At 50.3% G+C, this 15,436-nt stretch carries 15 protein-coding genes; 8 read left to right on the top strand and 7 right to left on the bottom strand.

The window, feature by feature from the left end; genetic code table 11:
• Positions 1 to 36: 36 nt before the first annotated feature.
• From B5E67_RS11345 to B5E67_RS11325, 5 genes are all read right to left on the bottom strand, one after another.
• Positions 37 to 828, bottom strand: coding sequence for a hypothetical protein (locus B5E67_RS11345; protein ID WP_242956958.1), 792 nt, complete (start codon positions 826 to 828; stop codon positions 37 to 39).
• A 215-nt stretch (positions 829 to 1,043) separates the two neighbouring features.
• Positions 1,044 to 1,805, bottom strand: coding sequence for a zinc ribbon domain-containing protein (locus B5E67_RS11340; protein ID WP_087368590.1), 762 nt, complete (start codon positions 1,803 to 1,805; stop codon positions 1,044 to 1,046).
• A gap of 59 nt (positions 1,806 to 1,864) precedes the next feature.
• Positions 1,865 to 3,544: a hypothetical protein gene (locus B5E67_RS11335; RefSeq protein ID WP_242956956.1), complete on the bottom strand. Its 1,680-nt coding sequence runs from the start codon at positions 3,542 to 3,544 to the stop codon at positions 1,865 to 1,867.
• A 106-nt stretch (positions 3,545 to 3,650) separates the two neighbouring features.
• A complete protein-coding gene (locus B5E67_RS11330) occupies positions 3,651 to 4,949 on the bottom strand; it encodes a type IV secretion system DNA-binding domain-containing protein (protein WP_087385388.1) in 1,299 nt (432 codons plus the stop codon).
• Positions 4,946 to 7,372, bottom strand: a complete 2,427-nt coding sequence (locus B5E67_RS11325) for a hypothetical protein (RefSeq protein ID WP_087385387.1) — start codon at positions 7,370 to 7,372, stop codon at positions 4,946 to 4,948. The genes B5E67_RS11330 and B5E67_RS11325 overlap by 4 nt, the downstream gene beginning before the upstream one ends.
• Before the next feature lie 468 nt (positions 7,373 to 7,840).
• Between B5E67_RS11325 and B5E67_RS11320 the strand changes: the two genes are divergently transcribed.
• On the top strand, positions 7,841 to 8,332 hold the full coding sequence (locus B5E67_RS11320) for a hypothetical protein (protein ID WP_087385386.1): 492 nt from the start codon (positions 7,841 to 7,843) through the stop codon (positions 8,330 to 8,332).
• A 129-nt stretch (positions 8,333 to 8,461) separates the two neighbouring features.
• Here the strand turns inward: B5E67_RS11320 and B5E67_RS11315 are convergent, their stop codons facing one another.
• Together B5E67_RS11315 and B5E67_RS11310 are read right to left on the bottom strand one after the other, a co-directional pair.
• Complete coding sequence (locus tag B5E67_RS11315) at positions 8,462 to 9,145, bottom strand: leucine-rich repeat domain-containing protein (RefSeq protein ID WP_087385385.1); 684 nt, start codon at positions 9,143 to 9,145, stop codon at positions 8,462 to 8,464.
• A 68-nt stretch (positions 9,146 to 9,213) separates the two neighbouring features.
• Positions 9,214 to 9,555, bottom strand: a complete 342-nt coding sequence (locus B5E67_RS11310; RefSeq protein ID WP_087385384.1) for a hypothetical protein — start codon at positions 9,553 to 9,555, stop codon at positions 9,214 to 9,216.
• Positions 9,556 to 10,098: 543 nt separating this feature from the next.
• Here B5E67_RS11310 and B5E67_RS11305 point away from each other — a divergent pair.
• The 7 genes from B5E67_RS11305 (at position 10,099) to B5E67_RS11275 (ending at position 15,199) form a co-directional block, all read left to right on the top strand.
• Complete coding sequence (locus B5E67_RS11305) at positions 10,099 to 12,030, top strand: FHA domain-containing protein (RefSeq protein ID WP_087385383.1); 1,932 nt, start codon at positions 10,099 to 10,101, stop codon at positions 12,028 to 12,030.
• A gap of 215 nt (positions 12,031 to 12,245) precedes the next feature.
• Positions 12,246 to 12,722, top strand: coding sequence for a hypothetical protein (locus tag B5E67_RS11300; protein ID WP_143405421.1), 477 nt, complete (start codon positions 12,246 to 12,248; stop codon positions 12,720 to 12,722).
• A gap of 5 nt (positions 12,723 to 12,727) precedes the next feature.
• Positions 12,728 to 12,976, top strand: coding sequence for an EsaB/YukD family protein (locus tag B5E67_RS11295; RefSeq protein ID WP_087385381.1), 249 nt, complete (start codon positions 12,728 to 12,730; stop codon positions 12,974 to 12,976).
• A gap of 19 nt (positions 12,977 to 12,995) precedes the next feature.
• Positions 12,996 to 13,316, top strand: coding sequence for a WXG100 family type VII secretion target (locus B5E67_RS11290; protein ID WP_087385380.1), 321 nt, complete (start codon positions 12,996 to 12,998; stop codon positions 13,314 to 13,316).
• 35 nt (positions 13,317 to 13,351) lie between these two features.
• Positions 13,352 to 13,663 carry a WXG100 family type VII secretion target gene (locus tag B5E67_RS11285; protein ID WP_087385379.1) on the top strand — a complete coding sequence of 104 codons (312 nt, stop codon included), beginning with the start codon at positions 13,352 to 13,354 and terminating at the stop codon, positions 13,661 to 13,663.
• Between the two features lie 73 nt (positions 13,664 to 13,736).
• Positions 13,737 to 14,012 carry a hypothetical protein gene (locus B5E67_RS11280; RefSeq protein WP_087385378.1) on the top strand — a complete coding sequence of 92 codons (276 nt, stop codon included), beginning with the start codon at positions 13,737 to 13,739 and terminating at the stop codon, positions 14,010 to 14,012.
• Positions 14,013 to 14,095: 83 nt separating this feature from the next.
• Positions 14,096 to 15,199: a hypothetical protein gene (locus tag B5E67_RS11275; protein ID WP_087385377.1), complete on the top strand. Its 1,104-nt coding sequence runs from the start codon at positions 14,096 to 14,098 to the stop codon at positions 15,197 to 15,199.
• The last annotated feature ends 237 nt before the right edge of the window (positions 15,200 to 15,436 follow it).

The raw sequence follows: 15,436 nt of genomic DNA, 5'->3' as shown, positions 1-15,436 counted from the left end.
AGCCTACCCATACAGGCTGGGGATCTTTTTGTTCTTTTATGAACCGCTCACAACGGTGACCACTGGATCATAATTTGCATCCAGCCGCTGCAGCAGCTGATTCATATCCTCCGATGCAATTTTAATGTCTCCATTGGTGGGTTCCAGGGTCCTGGTATAGCCTTCCAACACCCGCACTGAACCAGCTCCCGGCGTGGCGGAACCGGGAGTACGTCCATCTCCGTTGTTGGCAAAGAAAATATTGACGGTATAGAAGCCCCGGGTGAACTGGGAGTAGGTATCCTCATGGGATACGTCCCCAGCCTCGGTTTTAGTAGTCAGACAGTTGTAGTAAGGGGAATTCCCGTCATCCACCCAAACGCTGTCCGGTCCCACTTGAATGAAGCGAATGCCAGTCTCGGGCTGCTCCAGACCATAGCAGAACTCCACCGGGAATGTACCGGCCGGCGTCTTGCCGTCTCCCTCCTGGGGAGATGTAGTGGTACCGTTGCGGCCGATGGCTGCGGTACAGGTGTAGAGGGTTTCCCAGTCATCCCCATACTTTTGGCGCAAGGTCAGCACTGCTGTGCCTCCGCCGGAAGGAGTCACCAGAATTTCCTGCTGACCCCACTCCGGCTCCACCTCAAACACCGATGAAGCCTCTGGTTCCAAGGCAGCAGACGCTGCTGACTTCTCAGGGATGGAGTCGAGCTGGTCTTCCTCGTAGGAAGTTTCCATTGATATAGCCGATTCCTCTCTCGACTGTTTGGATTCCACCTTGTTTTTCCCGATCAGAAAAACCAGTGCTCCCACAATCACCACCAGCAGCAGTGCCAGAGCGGCAATCACCCATACTATTTTCTTCTGTCCCAGACCAGTCTTGTTTTCGGTGTCGGCACGGGGCTGCCAGCGTGGAATGATTTCAGGCTCGGACCGTTTTGGCGGTTCAGGCGGCTGGGGTGTGGGTTTTTGTTCCAGTCTCTGTCCACAGAAGCGGCAGAACCGGGCCTGATCAGATAGTTCCTGACCACAATTTGGGCACTTCATGGTTCAACGATCCTTCCTCAGATTTTCTTCCACTTGGTGACTGCATAGTCTCCCAGCGTTTGGAGATCCTGCACCATGGCCCCCAGCTCATTGAGCATCCGGTCTGTATCCTGTGTTGGTTCGCTCACCAGCGTGTAAACCGCCTCGTTCCCCAGAAGAGAGCGAATGCCTTCACCAATGGAAATGGGACTGCTGCTGGTCTTGGAAGAATAGATAGCCAGCATAAAGGTTTTACGGAAGCTGGTAACGACCAGATAGACGCCCACCAGAATAACAATTATCTGGAACAGGGAATTGAATCTTCCTGTCAGCCCCAGCAGAACAATGATGATGCCCAGAATCAGGCGGCGAAGATGAATATTGGTGCCATAAGAGCAGTCCAGACCCGACACCGAATCCAGCACCACTTCCTTAGCGATGCGGCTGCCCGAGCTTCTGCCCTCAAACAGAATCCGCTTGGTGGTCACGGTCAGGTATCCAATGCAGGAAGCAGGCCGCTTGATGTTGCTGCATTGGTACTGTCGGACGACTTCCTCGTTTTCTGACAGCTTGATATTGCTGTTGGGAATTTCCCTCGGAGCAGACTGTTCTGCTTTATTGGTCTGGGTCTGAGTCACTGTCGCCCCCTCCCAGGTCGGCTGGACCGGGGCAGAGGGCTGAGGCCGGTCGGGTTCCATCTTGAAAAAGGGCTGAGGCTCAGCCGGCACCGGCGTATGGCAGACCGGGCACTCAACGGCATAATCCGGCAGACGGGTTCCACATTGTTCGCAAAAAGCCATGATTTTCTTCCTCCTGTTGTCTCTTTGTATTGGTTGTATCTTGCGGCCCTTCTGGACAGTTACTGACTCAATTCCATCCAGTACAGGTCATTTTCATAGACTGGCTGGCAGACGTTCCGGCACCACAGACCTTCTATCTGCCCCCAAAGTTCCTCGCTCTCTCCCTTCCGGAAGCGGTGGAGAGTACCGTCGGATAGATACAATATCGTTTCCTCATCCATCCGCAGGAAGCCGCTGACCTTTTCTCCCACCAGCGTTTCCCCTTCGGCGGCGTTCAGCATCACCAGTTGGCCCTGGGCAGTGCTGGAGGTATCCAGGTTCCTGATAGCCAGGACGGTGCCGTCCTCATAAACCCAGACCTGCCAGGGGTTGACTCTCTCAGAAAGACAGGCAATCTCTCCGTCCCGGGCACAGTACAGGCTGCACTCTTCCTCGTTCTGTCCTCCGGGCAGAGCGTCGGTATAGTACAAGGAATCGCCGTTGACCGTCATCCACTTCGACCCCTCTGTCATCTGGACAAAACCGGTGGCGATGCCATCGGTCACAGGGGCCTGATAGATATTTCCCTGACCCTTCCGCACAAAGACCTGTGTGCCATTGGTCATAATCTGGTCAACCCAGGGCCGGTCGTCTCCATCCTGGATCAAGACCTCTACCAGATTGTCCATATCCACTTCCACCGTGGGCAGACCATCCGCCATTACAAAACACCGGTGATAGCAGACAGGGTCCTCCCGGACATCCGAGATGCTGAAATCAGCCGCGGCCCGCTCCTGGTTCAGATCATCCTCCACCAGATACACCAGCTGGTCCCCGTTGAGCCAATAGTTATTGACTCGCTCTGCCAGCTGGGTGATAGCGCCATCCTTCAGACTGCAGAGGATGCCTGTAGAAGCGAAACTCTCGCCATCATAGGGCATTGTGGTGTCAGCGGTATAGTAGAGGGTATCCCCCATCTCGCCGTAGTTGTAAATTTGGGCAGCGTCATTCACCAGCTGAGGCTCCCCGTCGGCACCTACCAGATAGAGAGCTTCCCAGCCCTCCTCCGTTTCCACCGAGTAGGCTGCCTGCTGGCCCGCCTCCCAGGAGCTCCACAGCCACGCCATTTCATTTTCTCCGGTCAGCTGGGCCGCCTTTTCCGACCCATCCAGAGGAACCCAGTAGATGATATATCCGTTCTCCGTCTCCACGGAATAAACCAGTTTCTCGCCATCCACCAAAGAATAGGACACCACGTTCCCTGCCAGCCGGGTCACCGTTTGTCCATCAAACCAGCATAGCTCTCCTCCCTTTTTGAGATACACTGCCCGTCCCCCGGTCAGCTGAGTCACACCGTTCTGAAAAACGCCAGTATCCACCTGCATCACCTGGCCAGCATTGCTGGCCTCTGGGTCCAGTTCCAGTCCGGCGCAGTCCACCCGGCAGAGGATGTCATTCCTCATAAACAAAAAGACATAGGACTCATCGGGACCAAACAGCACGCTGGCTGCTTCTCCCATGCTGGGAACCAGTGGGAAAGCCTGGTCATTCTGCACATCTGCCAGCACGTAGTTGCCGTCACAAACCATAAAGCAGTCGATGTTATCGCCCTTCTTCCGTCCCAGCAGCAGATAGGCCGCCACAACCGATAACGCCAGTACCAACACCACCGCTGCCAGCCACTTTTTGCCGCCAAATCGAGTCCGTGCAACTGGAGCCAGAGCCGCCGGGGCCGCTTGCTCCGATGCAGGCAGGGGCATCAGCCTGGCTCCGCAGGTCCGGCAGAACTTCGCCCCTGCCGACACTTGATTTCCACATTTGGGGCACCGCATCTTGATCCTCCTCTCTTTTTCGTGTCCTGGCATTTTATTTGGCCCTCAGGAAATGGAACCAGAAGGGTTCCCGTCCCGGCAGGCCGATGATTGCTTCGCCGATCCCCAACCGCTGGATGTCCCAGTCCTCCACCACATTGGCATCCCGGACATTTTCGACCAGACCACGGCCTTGGACCGAGGCCATATAGACCTCTTTTTTCCGGTTGCGGCCGTGGAGTTTTTGGATGTACTCAATGGAGGAAGCATCGTTGACGCGAAAGCAGATGCTGGTCAGAAAACCGGACAAAATACTCCGGGCCCGCGCCTGACCGTAGACCTCGTACATCTGTTCGATGTTCTGAATGCCGATCATAAATTTTACACCCATGCTCCGTCCGAAGTTGACGGCATCATCGATGTGGGTCAGGTTGGGCAGCAGTCGGAACTCATCCACCAGGAAAAACACATTTCCCTCGCTTTTTTTGCGGCTGAGAGCCTCCTTGATAGCCAGATCAAAGAGCAGGGTGTAGATAGGGGTCAAAGTCTCACCCACACTCAGATCGTATTCCACAAAGATCATCCGGCCCCCCTTGCGGCGAACCAGTTCCCGCATGGACAGAGTGCCACGCTTTTTGAAGTTGCCCACGAACAGTTCCCGAACCTGCTGCTGCAGCTCGGACAGTACGCCCTGCGTCTGTCCGGATTTGTCGTCGTAGATATAGCTGCTCATAGACCGCAGGTCATCGTGTTGATTCAGCATTTCTCGCAGCTGTGGGGTAGGCATAGCGTCCATAAACTGGCGCAGGGCCAGGTTGTCGCAATAGAATCTTTCTCTATTCCGCGAAAAATGTGTCAGCACCGCACCGAACAGATCTTTTGCAGCATTTGGAAAAAAGGGCTGTGTGGTGTTTTTCAGCCGCTGGGCAAAGAGGGTTTTAGATATCTCATTGATGGCCACCTCCATGTCCTCGCCCTCTTCCAGTTCGTTGAACAGGTTCCAGTAATCCGGTCCATCGGGTCCACAGGCCGTAGAATCATTGCTGATGACCACATCGCCTTTTCGATAAAAGGCATTGTAAAAATCGCCCTTGGTGTCGAACACAATCATAACATCCTGGTCGGTCATTCCCCGGCGCAGCTGGCTGACCACCTGATAAAAGGCATTTGTCTTACCGGTGCCGATGCCGCCCAACAGCATGATGTGGCGGCTGAGCAGTTCATCGTCCAGCGGGACAACCACCTGTCCGCCCCGCCGGTCCTGACCGTAAAGGGTGCAGCGAGGTATCTGCACTGGGTATTCCACCGGCAGATCCCGCAGCTCGTTGCCATCAAATACTTCAATTTTCTTCATAGATGATATCCTCCATCATCGTCTCTGTTCTGTCCGCCGGAAGACGTCGGCTGCTCCTTTCCCTGATTGTCCTTCTGCGTGGAACCGGTGGAATGGGTTTCCTGCTTGTCAGTTGTTTTGGTGTTTGATGGCTTGTCTTCCATCGCCCCGGATTTTTCAGCGCCCGGCTTCTCCCATTCGTGCCGGTCTCCCTCCTTAGCCGCTTTGTTTGTCTGATTCTCGTTCTTCTCCTGGCCGGTGGAAGGTTTTTCCCACAAGGCCGGAAGATTGGTATTGGTTTGCACCGCCGGAAGGCCCGTCTTTTGATTTGTGTTTTCTGTTTCCTGATTCTCGCTTTGGCCGGTCTGCTGTGCTGCAACCTTGTCTTTATCCTTGTCCAGATCCTCAGCTTTGGCATTCTTGTTCCAGAGACCCTGCCGACCTACAGCTTGGACTTTGGTTGGGTCCTCTGCACGGGGTTTTCCTGTCAGGGCTGTTTGCCCGGCCTCAGTTTTATTCTCCTGACTTGGGTCGGCCTGGCGGGTTTTGACCTCATCTTTGTTCGGGTCCTCAGCTCTCACGTTCCGGCTCCCGTCCTCCTGAACGTTTCCAGTCTGCGTCGTCTGTTCGGTCTCGGTTTTATTCTCCTGACTTGGGTCGGCCTGGCGGGTTTTGACCTCATCTTTGTTCGGATCTTCAGCCCTCACGTTCCGGCTCCCGTCCTCCTGAACGTTTCCAGTCTGCGTCGTCTGTTCGGTCTCGGTTTTATTCTCCTGACTTGGGTCGGTCCGGCGGGTTTTGACCTCATCTTTGTTCGGGTCCTCAGCTCTCACGTTCCGGCTCCCGTCCTCCTGAATGTTTCCGGTCTGTGTCGTCTGTTCGGTCTCGGTTTTATTCTCCTGATTCGGGTCAGTCTGGCGGGTTTTGACCTCATCTTTGTTCGGATCTTCAGCCCTCACGTTCCGGCTCCCGTCCTCCTGAACGTTTCCAGTCTGCGTCGTCTGTTCGGTCTCGGTTTTATTCTCCTGATTCGGGTCAGTCTGGCGGGTTTTGACCTCATCTTTGTTCGGGTCCTCAGCTCTCACGTTCCGGCTCCCGTCCTCCTGAATGTTTCCGGTCTGTGTCGTCTGCCTGGCCTCGGTTTCCCTTTTCTCGTTCAAACCAGACTCTCGGGCAGCAACTTTACTCTGGTTTTCATCCCCGATTTTGGTGACATCTGTGTTTTTTCCGTCTTTATCCGATTTGTTTTCAGGACCATCATGATTTTTTAGGCCATCGCTGTTATGATTGTTTTTGTCATTGGAACCCAACAGGTTTTTGTGGTCTGGAGGATCTGCATATACCTTATCAGACTCACTCTTATCCTGATTCGATGATTCCCGCCCTGTCCGGTACACATATTTTACAAGGCAGTTTTTCTGCTCTCCCTGAGGAATTTGCAAGCCATCCCTCAATTGGTTGAAATCCACTGTGCCGTCTTCTTTGCGGCAGCTGTCCACCACATCTTCCGTCACAAAATAACTGCTTGTGGTATCACCGTCTACGCTCAACTGATAGAATGTCTGCCCGTCCTTCAGCTGTTCCGGGTTCTTCCATCCGTCCGGCTCCAGCTTGTCGTCTTCCTGATTGCTGAATGGCCGAATCCAGGCTTCTTTTTTCACATCAGCCCCTTCCCGGTTCAGGCCCCGGGCGTCGATGGTATTTTCGTCTAGATACGCCGTGTCCGGGTTTTGCTCCACATCCAGACTTTGGATGGATTTTCCTTCCTCCATCGGAGTTGAAGTATCCAGCTGAGCCATCTCCGCCTTCCCCTCCGCTGTCAGGGGACGGTGATCCACCGTGGCATGGGTGGACCCGAACTGGTGACTTGTCACCCCGTCGGGCTGGCCGTTTCTCTGGGCAAAATCTGGATCTTCGTATTCACGGTCCACCTCGATCAGCCGCCCATTGCCAGCTGCGGGATGCTCTTTTTTCAGCTCATAAGCGTTTTGAATGAAACACTGCTGGATACCGCCGCTGCCATACTTCAAATTAGCTTCGGCTGTTCCGGTGAAATAATAGTCTCCGGACTCTGTCTGCACCGGACCCGGATCTTTGCCAGGGATACCGTCGCCGGCACCCTTGGGTCCCTCGGCTCCAGCACTAAACATCGCCGCCTTCAGCCTGGGATCTGTAGCCTCCTCGATCTCCTGCTGGCGCTCGGACTGACCCATCAGGTCATCCATCTCATTGAAAGCTTCCATACTGGTCTTAATGGGTGCATCCTGAAGCAGCCTCTCGATAGAGACCGGATCTCTGCTTGAGTCTTCCATCTGATCCAACTGCTGCTGTTGTTCCACGCCTGCCCCAACCGAGGTAATGCTGGTCACTGTAATGCCCGCCAGGGTAACTCCTTTGACAATGGTTTCCTTCATCTTGCCGCTGAGTTTATCCCAAAGAGCCATCTTACTTCACCTTCACCATTTCAATGTCGATCGTTTATCTCATAAAAACTCCACAGAAATTTATAAAATTATAACAAATCCACTGTGTCAAGTCATTGAATCCGTCATATTATGCAGGTTTCATGTAACGGTTTACAGTTTCTATCGAAATTCATCCCATCTCGCAGACATTCCTCAGCCGAAATTCCCTGCTCGAGTTCCATTTATCAAGCAGTTCCGCCCGACAGAACAAGAATAAATTCAGCTGCTCTCGAGTAGGGCGCAGATATCTTCTTAATATTGTTTTAAAAGAACAAAACCAGATGCAGAATTGGTTTGTAGTCAGAGCCAGCAAACCCATTTACTCTCTGTTGTCATGCTCCTGCAGCAAGATATTTATATTGACTTTTTCGGTTTTTTGATTTATGATCAATCCATCATGATCTCAATATATATTTTCATCTCAGCTCCAATGGAAAGGGTTATGATATGATTATTTATTTCATTCCAGCTTCTTTCGTTATCTTTTTACTTATGACTGCGCTTGGCCTTCTTGGAATCGGCATGCAGGCGGTTCTTTGGATTGCCGAAAACATTGTTCCCATCTCTGTAGTAATCTGGATTATTATTTTTATGGCAGTATATTCTCACTCTGAACGCGGAGAGCGCACCTTAAGAGTTTCCGAGGCCTTTCCTTTCGTTCCCTTTTATATGGGGCTGGTACTTATTCTATTTAAATGGGCCGGGATGTTGAGCATAAACGGTTTGCGCGGAATGCTTAGTTTCGTCTTATATATCATCGATATACCTATATTGGCAGGGCTTTACTTTCTTCCCAGTTTTTTCATCTTAAAAGCCAGTCATTTCCTCTTTGAAAGAAACCTTGGCCCAAGAATTCTATTCAACATTTTCGCTTCCATCGCCTATCTATGTTTCCTGTACTTCAAAAACACTGCTATGATCCAGAATATCCTGCACTAAATTCATGCTCATAGAGCAGAAACCAGTTTTCTTTCCTCTCAAAATGAGAATAAGCCAGGTTTTCCTACAAAAGGAAAACCTGGCTTTCTTTTATCTGTCCTTTAAAAACATTCAGAAACCATATAGGCTTCATCCACGAGGGGGAACCCACACACCGCTGTGATAGAATGCATCAGCGTGAATATAGCTCACATTATCAGGTATGGAGATTTCTCTCAGAGATTGACAGTGGCCAAATGCAAAGGAATGAATTTCTTCCAGCGATTCAGGCAGATTGATATGAACAAGTCCTGTACCGCAAAAAGCACTGTCCAAAATTGCCAGCAATCCCTTGGGCAGATGAACGGTATCCAGACTAACGCAATCCAAAAAACAGTTTGTTCCGATCCGTTTTACACCGCTGGGTATCTCAATTTCATCCAAGCTTTCGCATTCAAAAAAGCATCCCTGAGGCAGAAAAGAAATTCGGCAAGCCAATGTAACTGCGGTCATATTGAAAAAATATGCAAAGGCCCACCGTCCAAGGCAGGAAATTCCCCGATCCACAACAAGCGAATGAACGTCACGCCGATACGGATGCCAAGGCGCAATTTTTTCAGGATGTTCTGTTGTTTCGGGCTCATAATCATACATTGATCCGTTGCCGGTTATGTACAGCTGCCCATCTTCATGCAGCCTCCATTCTGCATCCGGTCCACACTTACCAGAAGCTTTGACAGCTGTCTGTGATTCTTGTGGAATTTCCAACGGCGGCCTTCTTTTCAGGAAGAAAAAAGCGGCCACGACAACGATCAAAACCCATACAACTGACATACTCCATCCCTCACTCCTGTCCAGCTGCAACCAGATAGCCGCAAAAAATCTGGCGGCTGACGCTATATTCAGGAATGCTGCAATTTAAGCATTCCATAGCGGACTACCCCAAGCAGAAAAATAAAAATACCTGCAAAATACGCTACCAGCAAATAAAGCAGGCCTACCAGCACGCCCAGTATAAGGTTGTCATAACCTGCCAGAATGGTGGTAAATGCCGCAAATCCAAACCAGTTTTTGACACCCGACCAGCCCCAGTACAGGATTACTATCGCAATGATGCCAAGGGCGCCGTTCACAAAAAACGAAGCAATAAAACTGAGGACAACAACCGCCAGGCTAGGCCAGATGCGGTTTTCCAGATAAACAAGCTGATCCGCAGTCGTTGGTCCAAACAATCTTTTAAACATACTCTTTCCTCCTGAAAAATAATTGTACCAAATCGGATTTGACGTCCACAGTATAGCAAATTTCTTTCACAACTGCATGAATAGTGTATTATCTTGTTCCGTCAATGTCATAACTTGCATCAATAAAAGTAAAATTCCCCGCAGCTGGCTTTTGCCCTGGAAAAGAGAAGCCGTCACGGCGATTTTGAGACAATGGGATTCCTACTGATCAGAACCTTTTACAGCTCATGGCGTACCGTATGCAGATGCATACCCAATCTGCTTTCCAGATAAAGTGTCTCCCCGTCCGCATCAACTCTTTGCTCAGCAGAAACATGGTAGCTACGCCTTCCTTATTATATAGTAAATTTTTAAAAGCTGTATTTAAAACGCATTTTATCTATTCCGCAAATTATTACATGGAACACGCAAAATACTACATATTCAATGAATCGGCTTGAAAGATTTGTTATACAATGAAAATCCCTTTTCACAGTAAATTCGAAAACTGCCGCACCATTTTCAGCGTCAACGAACGATATATATTAAAAAGGAGTATATGGCATGGCTCAAACGGAGAAAAATAGGTCTGTTACAGATTTTCTGGCAATCTTCTTCATCGGAAACCATATGATCTCCCAGTTGCTGAGCAAAGTAGTGGAGAACCGTACCAACGCACTGTACCATGACACTTTGGGCCTGCCGGATGGATTTGTTTTACCCTTTTTTCAAGAGGAAACCGAGTCTGTTTCCAGCTATGTTCTGCGGCTTGAACACAACAGTCTTTTCCAGGCGGAAATTGACCATCAAGCGTGCCGTGAACACACTTTAAAAAACGGCGATTATATTACATTCAAAGATTCAAACGGCACAGTGAAGCTAAAGGTGATCTTTATTGCCAGATCCGCCCTTTCGCTTGCCTACAAGAAATATTATTTGCCCAAAGGCAGCAATATTTATATTGGCCGCGGAGCGCAAAATGATATTGTATTCACCTTGAGCAATTATATTTCCAGAGAGAAACAGGTTGCTGTCCGGGTAGATGACCAGAACTGTGTTTATGTCGAAGACTTAAAACGAACCGCAGGCATTTATGTTAACGGCAAGGCTGTACATTCCCGGAAGCTGGAGCCCTTTGACGAGCTTGCTTTCATGGGATTTTCAATGGTTTATCTGGGCGGCAATATTGTCGCCATTCGGGACTTGTGCATAGAAACTTTCCTGCCGGAAGCCCAGGACTGGCCGCTGAAATCTCCGAAACCACGGAAAGAAAAAGAAAGTTATTTTATCATTACTCCCCGCGTTTCCCGCACGCTGGAGCCCGAAGAAATAGAAGTTGACGGCCCGCCCTCTCCTCCTTCTATGGATAAAACGCCCCTCCTTTTGTCCATCGGCCCTAGCCTCACCATGTCGCTGGTTATGCTGGTCAGCGTCGGCGTCTCGGTTGCCAATGCCCTCAACGGCGGAAGTACCGCTTCAGTCGTGACCAGCGGCGTAATGGCAGTAGGTATGCTGCTGGGCTCCTTGTTGTGGCCCACCCTTCTGCGGAATTACCAGAAAAAGAATCTTGCCGCTGAGACAAAATATCGGGAAGAACGCTATACGGCCTACATCCAGGGGATTGACAAAATCCTGTCCGAAAAAGAAAGCCATGCCGTCAAACTGTTGGGTCAAACCTTGAATCCTCCCCCGGAAACTCTCTGTGCCATGCTGGACAATGAAGTCAACCGACTGCGGCTGTGGGAACGTTCGGCGCAGGATGAAGACTTTCTGAGGGTGCGTCTGGGCATCGGCAACCGACCTTTCAATTTAAAAATCAAAATCCCCAAGGTCGGGTTTCAGCTGCACCCCGACCCGCTGAGCGCTCTGCCCGGTCAGTTGGCTCAAAAATACAGCGTGCTGTCAGACGTCCCCATGACTTTGGATCTGGCCAGCAGCCAGACCATCGGCATGATTGGCGACGAAGAAAATGTGCACTCCCTGCTGGAGTCCATAATTCTCAACATCATCGCCCTGCATCCTTACAATGAGGTCAAGATGGTGTTGATTGTTCCACCCCAGCAAGTTCACCGTTTTGAGCTGTTCAAAGATGTGCCACATGTCTGGAGTGACGACAAAAAAGTTCGTTATTTCGCCACTACACCAGAGGAAGTACATTTTGTTTTCAACTCCATCGACGAGGAAATCCAAAACCGCAAAAACCAGGAAAGCAAAAAGAAACTCTCTGTTCCCCATTATGTGGTGGTGGTCATGCATCCAGCCCTGATCGAAAGAGAAGCGCTGCTGCGCTATCTGAATGACCCTCAAAACGATGCCGGAATCACCACTCTGTTTGCTTATGGGGACATCACAGAGCTGCCACGTTCCTGCAAAACAATTGTGCAGAGCGATACTGTAAACAGTACAAAAAGATTGCAGAGGAATGGCATGGTCCCCTGCCCCTTAAGCTGGACGCTGGACAAGATTCTATTCAGGAAACTTCTTTCCAGACACTAAATTCTTCTCCGCTGCCCACTCTTCCCCGCCTCGATCCCTGTGAGGACAGTGCCGAAAATCTGATCTTAGCAGCTTCTCTGTCCGGCGCCATGCTGTATGGAATTTCCCTGGAGGAAAGCAGCAATGTCTGTATCTGCGCAGCAAACCAGAACGCTCTGACTGACCGGTTCCAGGAAACGCTCCGCTCCATTTTTATGCAGGAGAATCGAGACGTTGTGCTGATCGACAGTCGCTCCGGGATACTCGCGCCTGCTGCACAGGCTTTTCCCGCATGCCGTTACATTCAAAGCTCAGAAGATCTGGATAACTGGATTGAACTCCTGAAGCCTGAGCTCAACTGCAGGCTAGAAGATGAAACCAGCCGCAGCCGTCATCTCTTTGTGCTGATTGCAGAATTTCACGCTTTCTTCGATGAAATAACGGATCAGCAAGCCGCTTTTCTGCGGAAAGTATTCCGCTATATTGACAGCCCCAAATATGGGATCAGCTTTATTTGCGGCTTCGATGTAAATGGTGGATACAATTTGGACAGCCTGTTCATCAATCTGGTTTCCGGCGTGGAAAATTATCTGATTGCTCCGGGCTGCTATGAAGCAGCAGCCGCAATTGGTACACTGCCGGTGATCCATCAAGCCCGCAAAGATACCGGCTATTTTTTGGCCGGCGGCAAAGCTGTAGAAATTGGATGGTGATTTCCATGAAAAAAATATCGGTTGCCGTCACTGTTCCTGCTTTGGGCAACATCTACGATTTCATCGTGCCGGACTCGCTGTCTGTCGCTCACGTGCAGCAGCTGATGGCCCGCATTTTATGCTCAGAATACGGCGTGCAGCAAGGTGCGGAGGAGCTGTCTCTTTTTGATAAGGCCGACGGCACTGTCCTGCGCCAGGAATGCAGCTTCCGGCAGCTGGGTATTACAGACGGAGCGCAGTTGGTTTTGATGTAACAAAGGAGGAATCGGCAAGATGAAATTCCGGATTAACTATTCCAAGGTCATGTCTCAGGCGGACGAAATATCCGACCAGGCCAGTCAGCTGGCCAGTCAGATTCAAAAATTGCAGCAAATGGAACAGGATTGCCGCAGTATCTGGAAAGGTGAAGCTGCAGAAGCCTTTTTAGCCAAGCTGGTGGCCCTGCGCAGCGAAATGAGCCAGACCAGGTCCCAGATGTCCACATTGGCCAACACAATCCGCACCTGCGCCAAAAGGATCCAGAGAGAGGACGAAGAGGCCGCCGAAAAAGCCGCCTCTTTGGCCGCATCGCTGGGTGCTTCCCTTGGCCGCTGATGGCATTATGATCTGTTTTGAAAGGAGATTTTATCATGGCATCCACTATTTTTGACGTTACACCTGAAACCCTGGAGCGCTCCGCCTCTACCATTGAGGCCAAAGCAAACGAATTTGCCACTACATACAAAAGCATCTACACTGCCGTCTCTGACCTGAACGTCAGCTATAAAGGTGAAGCCAGTCAGACCTTCAACCAGCGAATTCAGAACTATCAGAACAATTTTACCGCTGCCAAAAAGGCTCTGGACAATTATGTGGCTTTCCTCCGGAAATATGTCAGCGATCTGCGCAGCAGTGAAAACAATCTGAAACAGGTTGCCAGCAACCTCAGCACCGGCCGATAAACACATTTTACAGGCGTATTGTTTTGAAAGGAGTACTTTGAATATGGCACAGGTTGTAGTGGATTCCTAGGTCATGCGTGACAAGGCCCAGAATATCAAAACGGTAGGCGATAAAATCTTAACCCTTTACACGGAAATGCTGCAGGAAGTCAACAACACCGCCGGCAGCATGAAGGGTACCACCATCGAAACCGAAAAGAAGCAGTTTGCTAGTATGCAGACGATCTTTGAAACCTTCAAGATTGACATGATCAACTACAGCACTTTCCTGACCACTGCTGCGGAAAACTACGAGGCCGTAGAGCAGCAGGGCACTCAGATGGCACAGGAACAGGGCAAAGTTTTCTGATATTGCACGGCATCATGTAACCATCCGGCACGCCCGGCCTTTGGGCCGGGCTGTCTGGTATGGATAGAGAGGAGACGTCATGTATGCCGCGTATATATGTACAATTTGCGGGCATGAAGCAGCTGGGGGACGCTTGGACTGCGGTCGGTTCACAAGTCAACGAGATTCAGGACAACTTCTCAAACACTGTCAAAAGCCTCGACTGGGATATTAAATGCCAGTCTGACATCAATTCTATTGCTTCCCGTTTGTCCGGCAGCCTGGAAAACTATCAGCAGGCCCTGAAAAGTTATCAGTCCTTTTTCCAGCAAGCCTATGACACCTATCAAAAGCTGGACCAGAATCAAAACAACGATACTCGTAAAATAGCACCTACGCAGTCTTCTGATAATGAATTTGCCACCTGGATCAGCCTCGGCACACTCATAGCCGGTTCCAACTATGGCAAAAGCATTTATGATATAATCAACGGATTCAAAAACGCCTCAAGCTGGGCGGATTACGTCAAACCTGGTTCTAAAGGGGTTAAATTCATTTCCGATCTAATCAAGGACATTAAAAATTACTCCAAAATTGGCAATGCAGTGGGCGGGAAAACAGCCACAAGCTGGTTTTTCCGAAACGCTTTTGGACTCAAGCCTGTCGGTTATGTTTCCAAGGCTAAAAGTGTTACAACCCGGTTTATCAATAATCTGACCAACAAAACCTCGCCCTTCCGCAAACAACTGACAAATTCAGTGGACAATTTTACCGAAAAAAACGGCATCAAAAATGCTATTCCTTCTTGGGTATCCGTCGGAATCACTGGCGTCTGCAACTGGTTCAGCAATAAAGAAGAACAAGCCGCATCCGGCGGAAGCATGTCTGACGGCCGTGTGGTCGCAGAAACTGTTGTTGAAACAGTAGTGGACACCGCGGCTTCCATCGGAATTCAAGCCGTGATTGGCGCTGCCGTTACAGCTGTCGGTGGAACTGTAGCCGCGCCGGCTGTGGTCGTTGCTGCCGCCAGTGGTCTCGTGATTGCCGGCGGTAATGCTCTGATTGAACATTTTACCGGGAAGACCGCCACCGAATGGGCATCGGATTTCATTCTTGACGGCGGACAGGCGATTGCGGAAGGCATCGGAAATGCAGCTACCGCAGTTTCCAATGCGGTAGGAGGCTGGTTCAACAAAATATTCGCCTAGGGTGTATCTGAGAAGTCGGCTCATATGTGCAAAATGGAGAAAATGACAGTAGAAGCAGCAAGGAAAAGAAAAGCTTGAAAAGAATTCGCTCTCTTATCATAGCGGGTAGTGATTTGCTTGAAGTCTTTCAAGCGGCAAAAATAGCGCTCTATTACATTCCGGCGCTTGTAAATTTGCCGGTCATATTTCCAGGGATGAAGCAGATTCTTGGTCGGCGGGATGGTGTACTGGGCACCC

It is taken from the genome of Faecalibacterium sp. An122 (assembly GCF_002160895.1).
In the GTDB taxonomy this organism is placed as follows: Bacteria; Bacillota; Clostridia; order Oscillospirales; family Ruminococcaceae; genus Faecalibacterium.
Note: the sequence above shows the minus strand (reverse complement) of the source record. Positions and strands in the feature narration are given on the sequence as shown.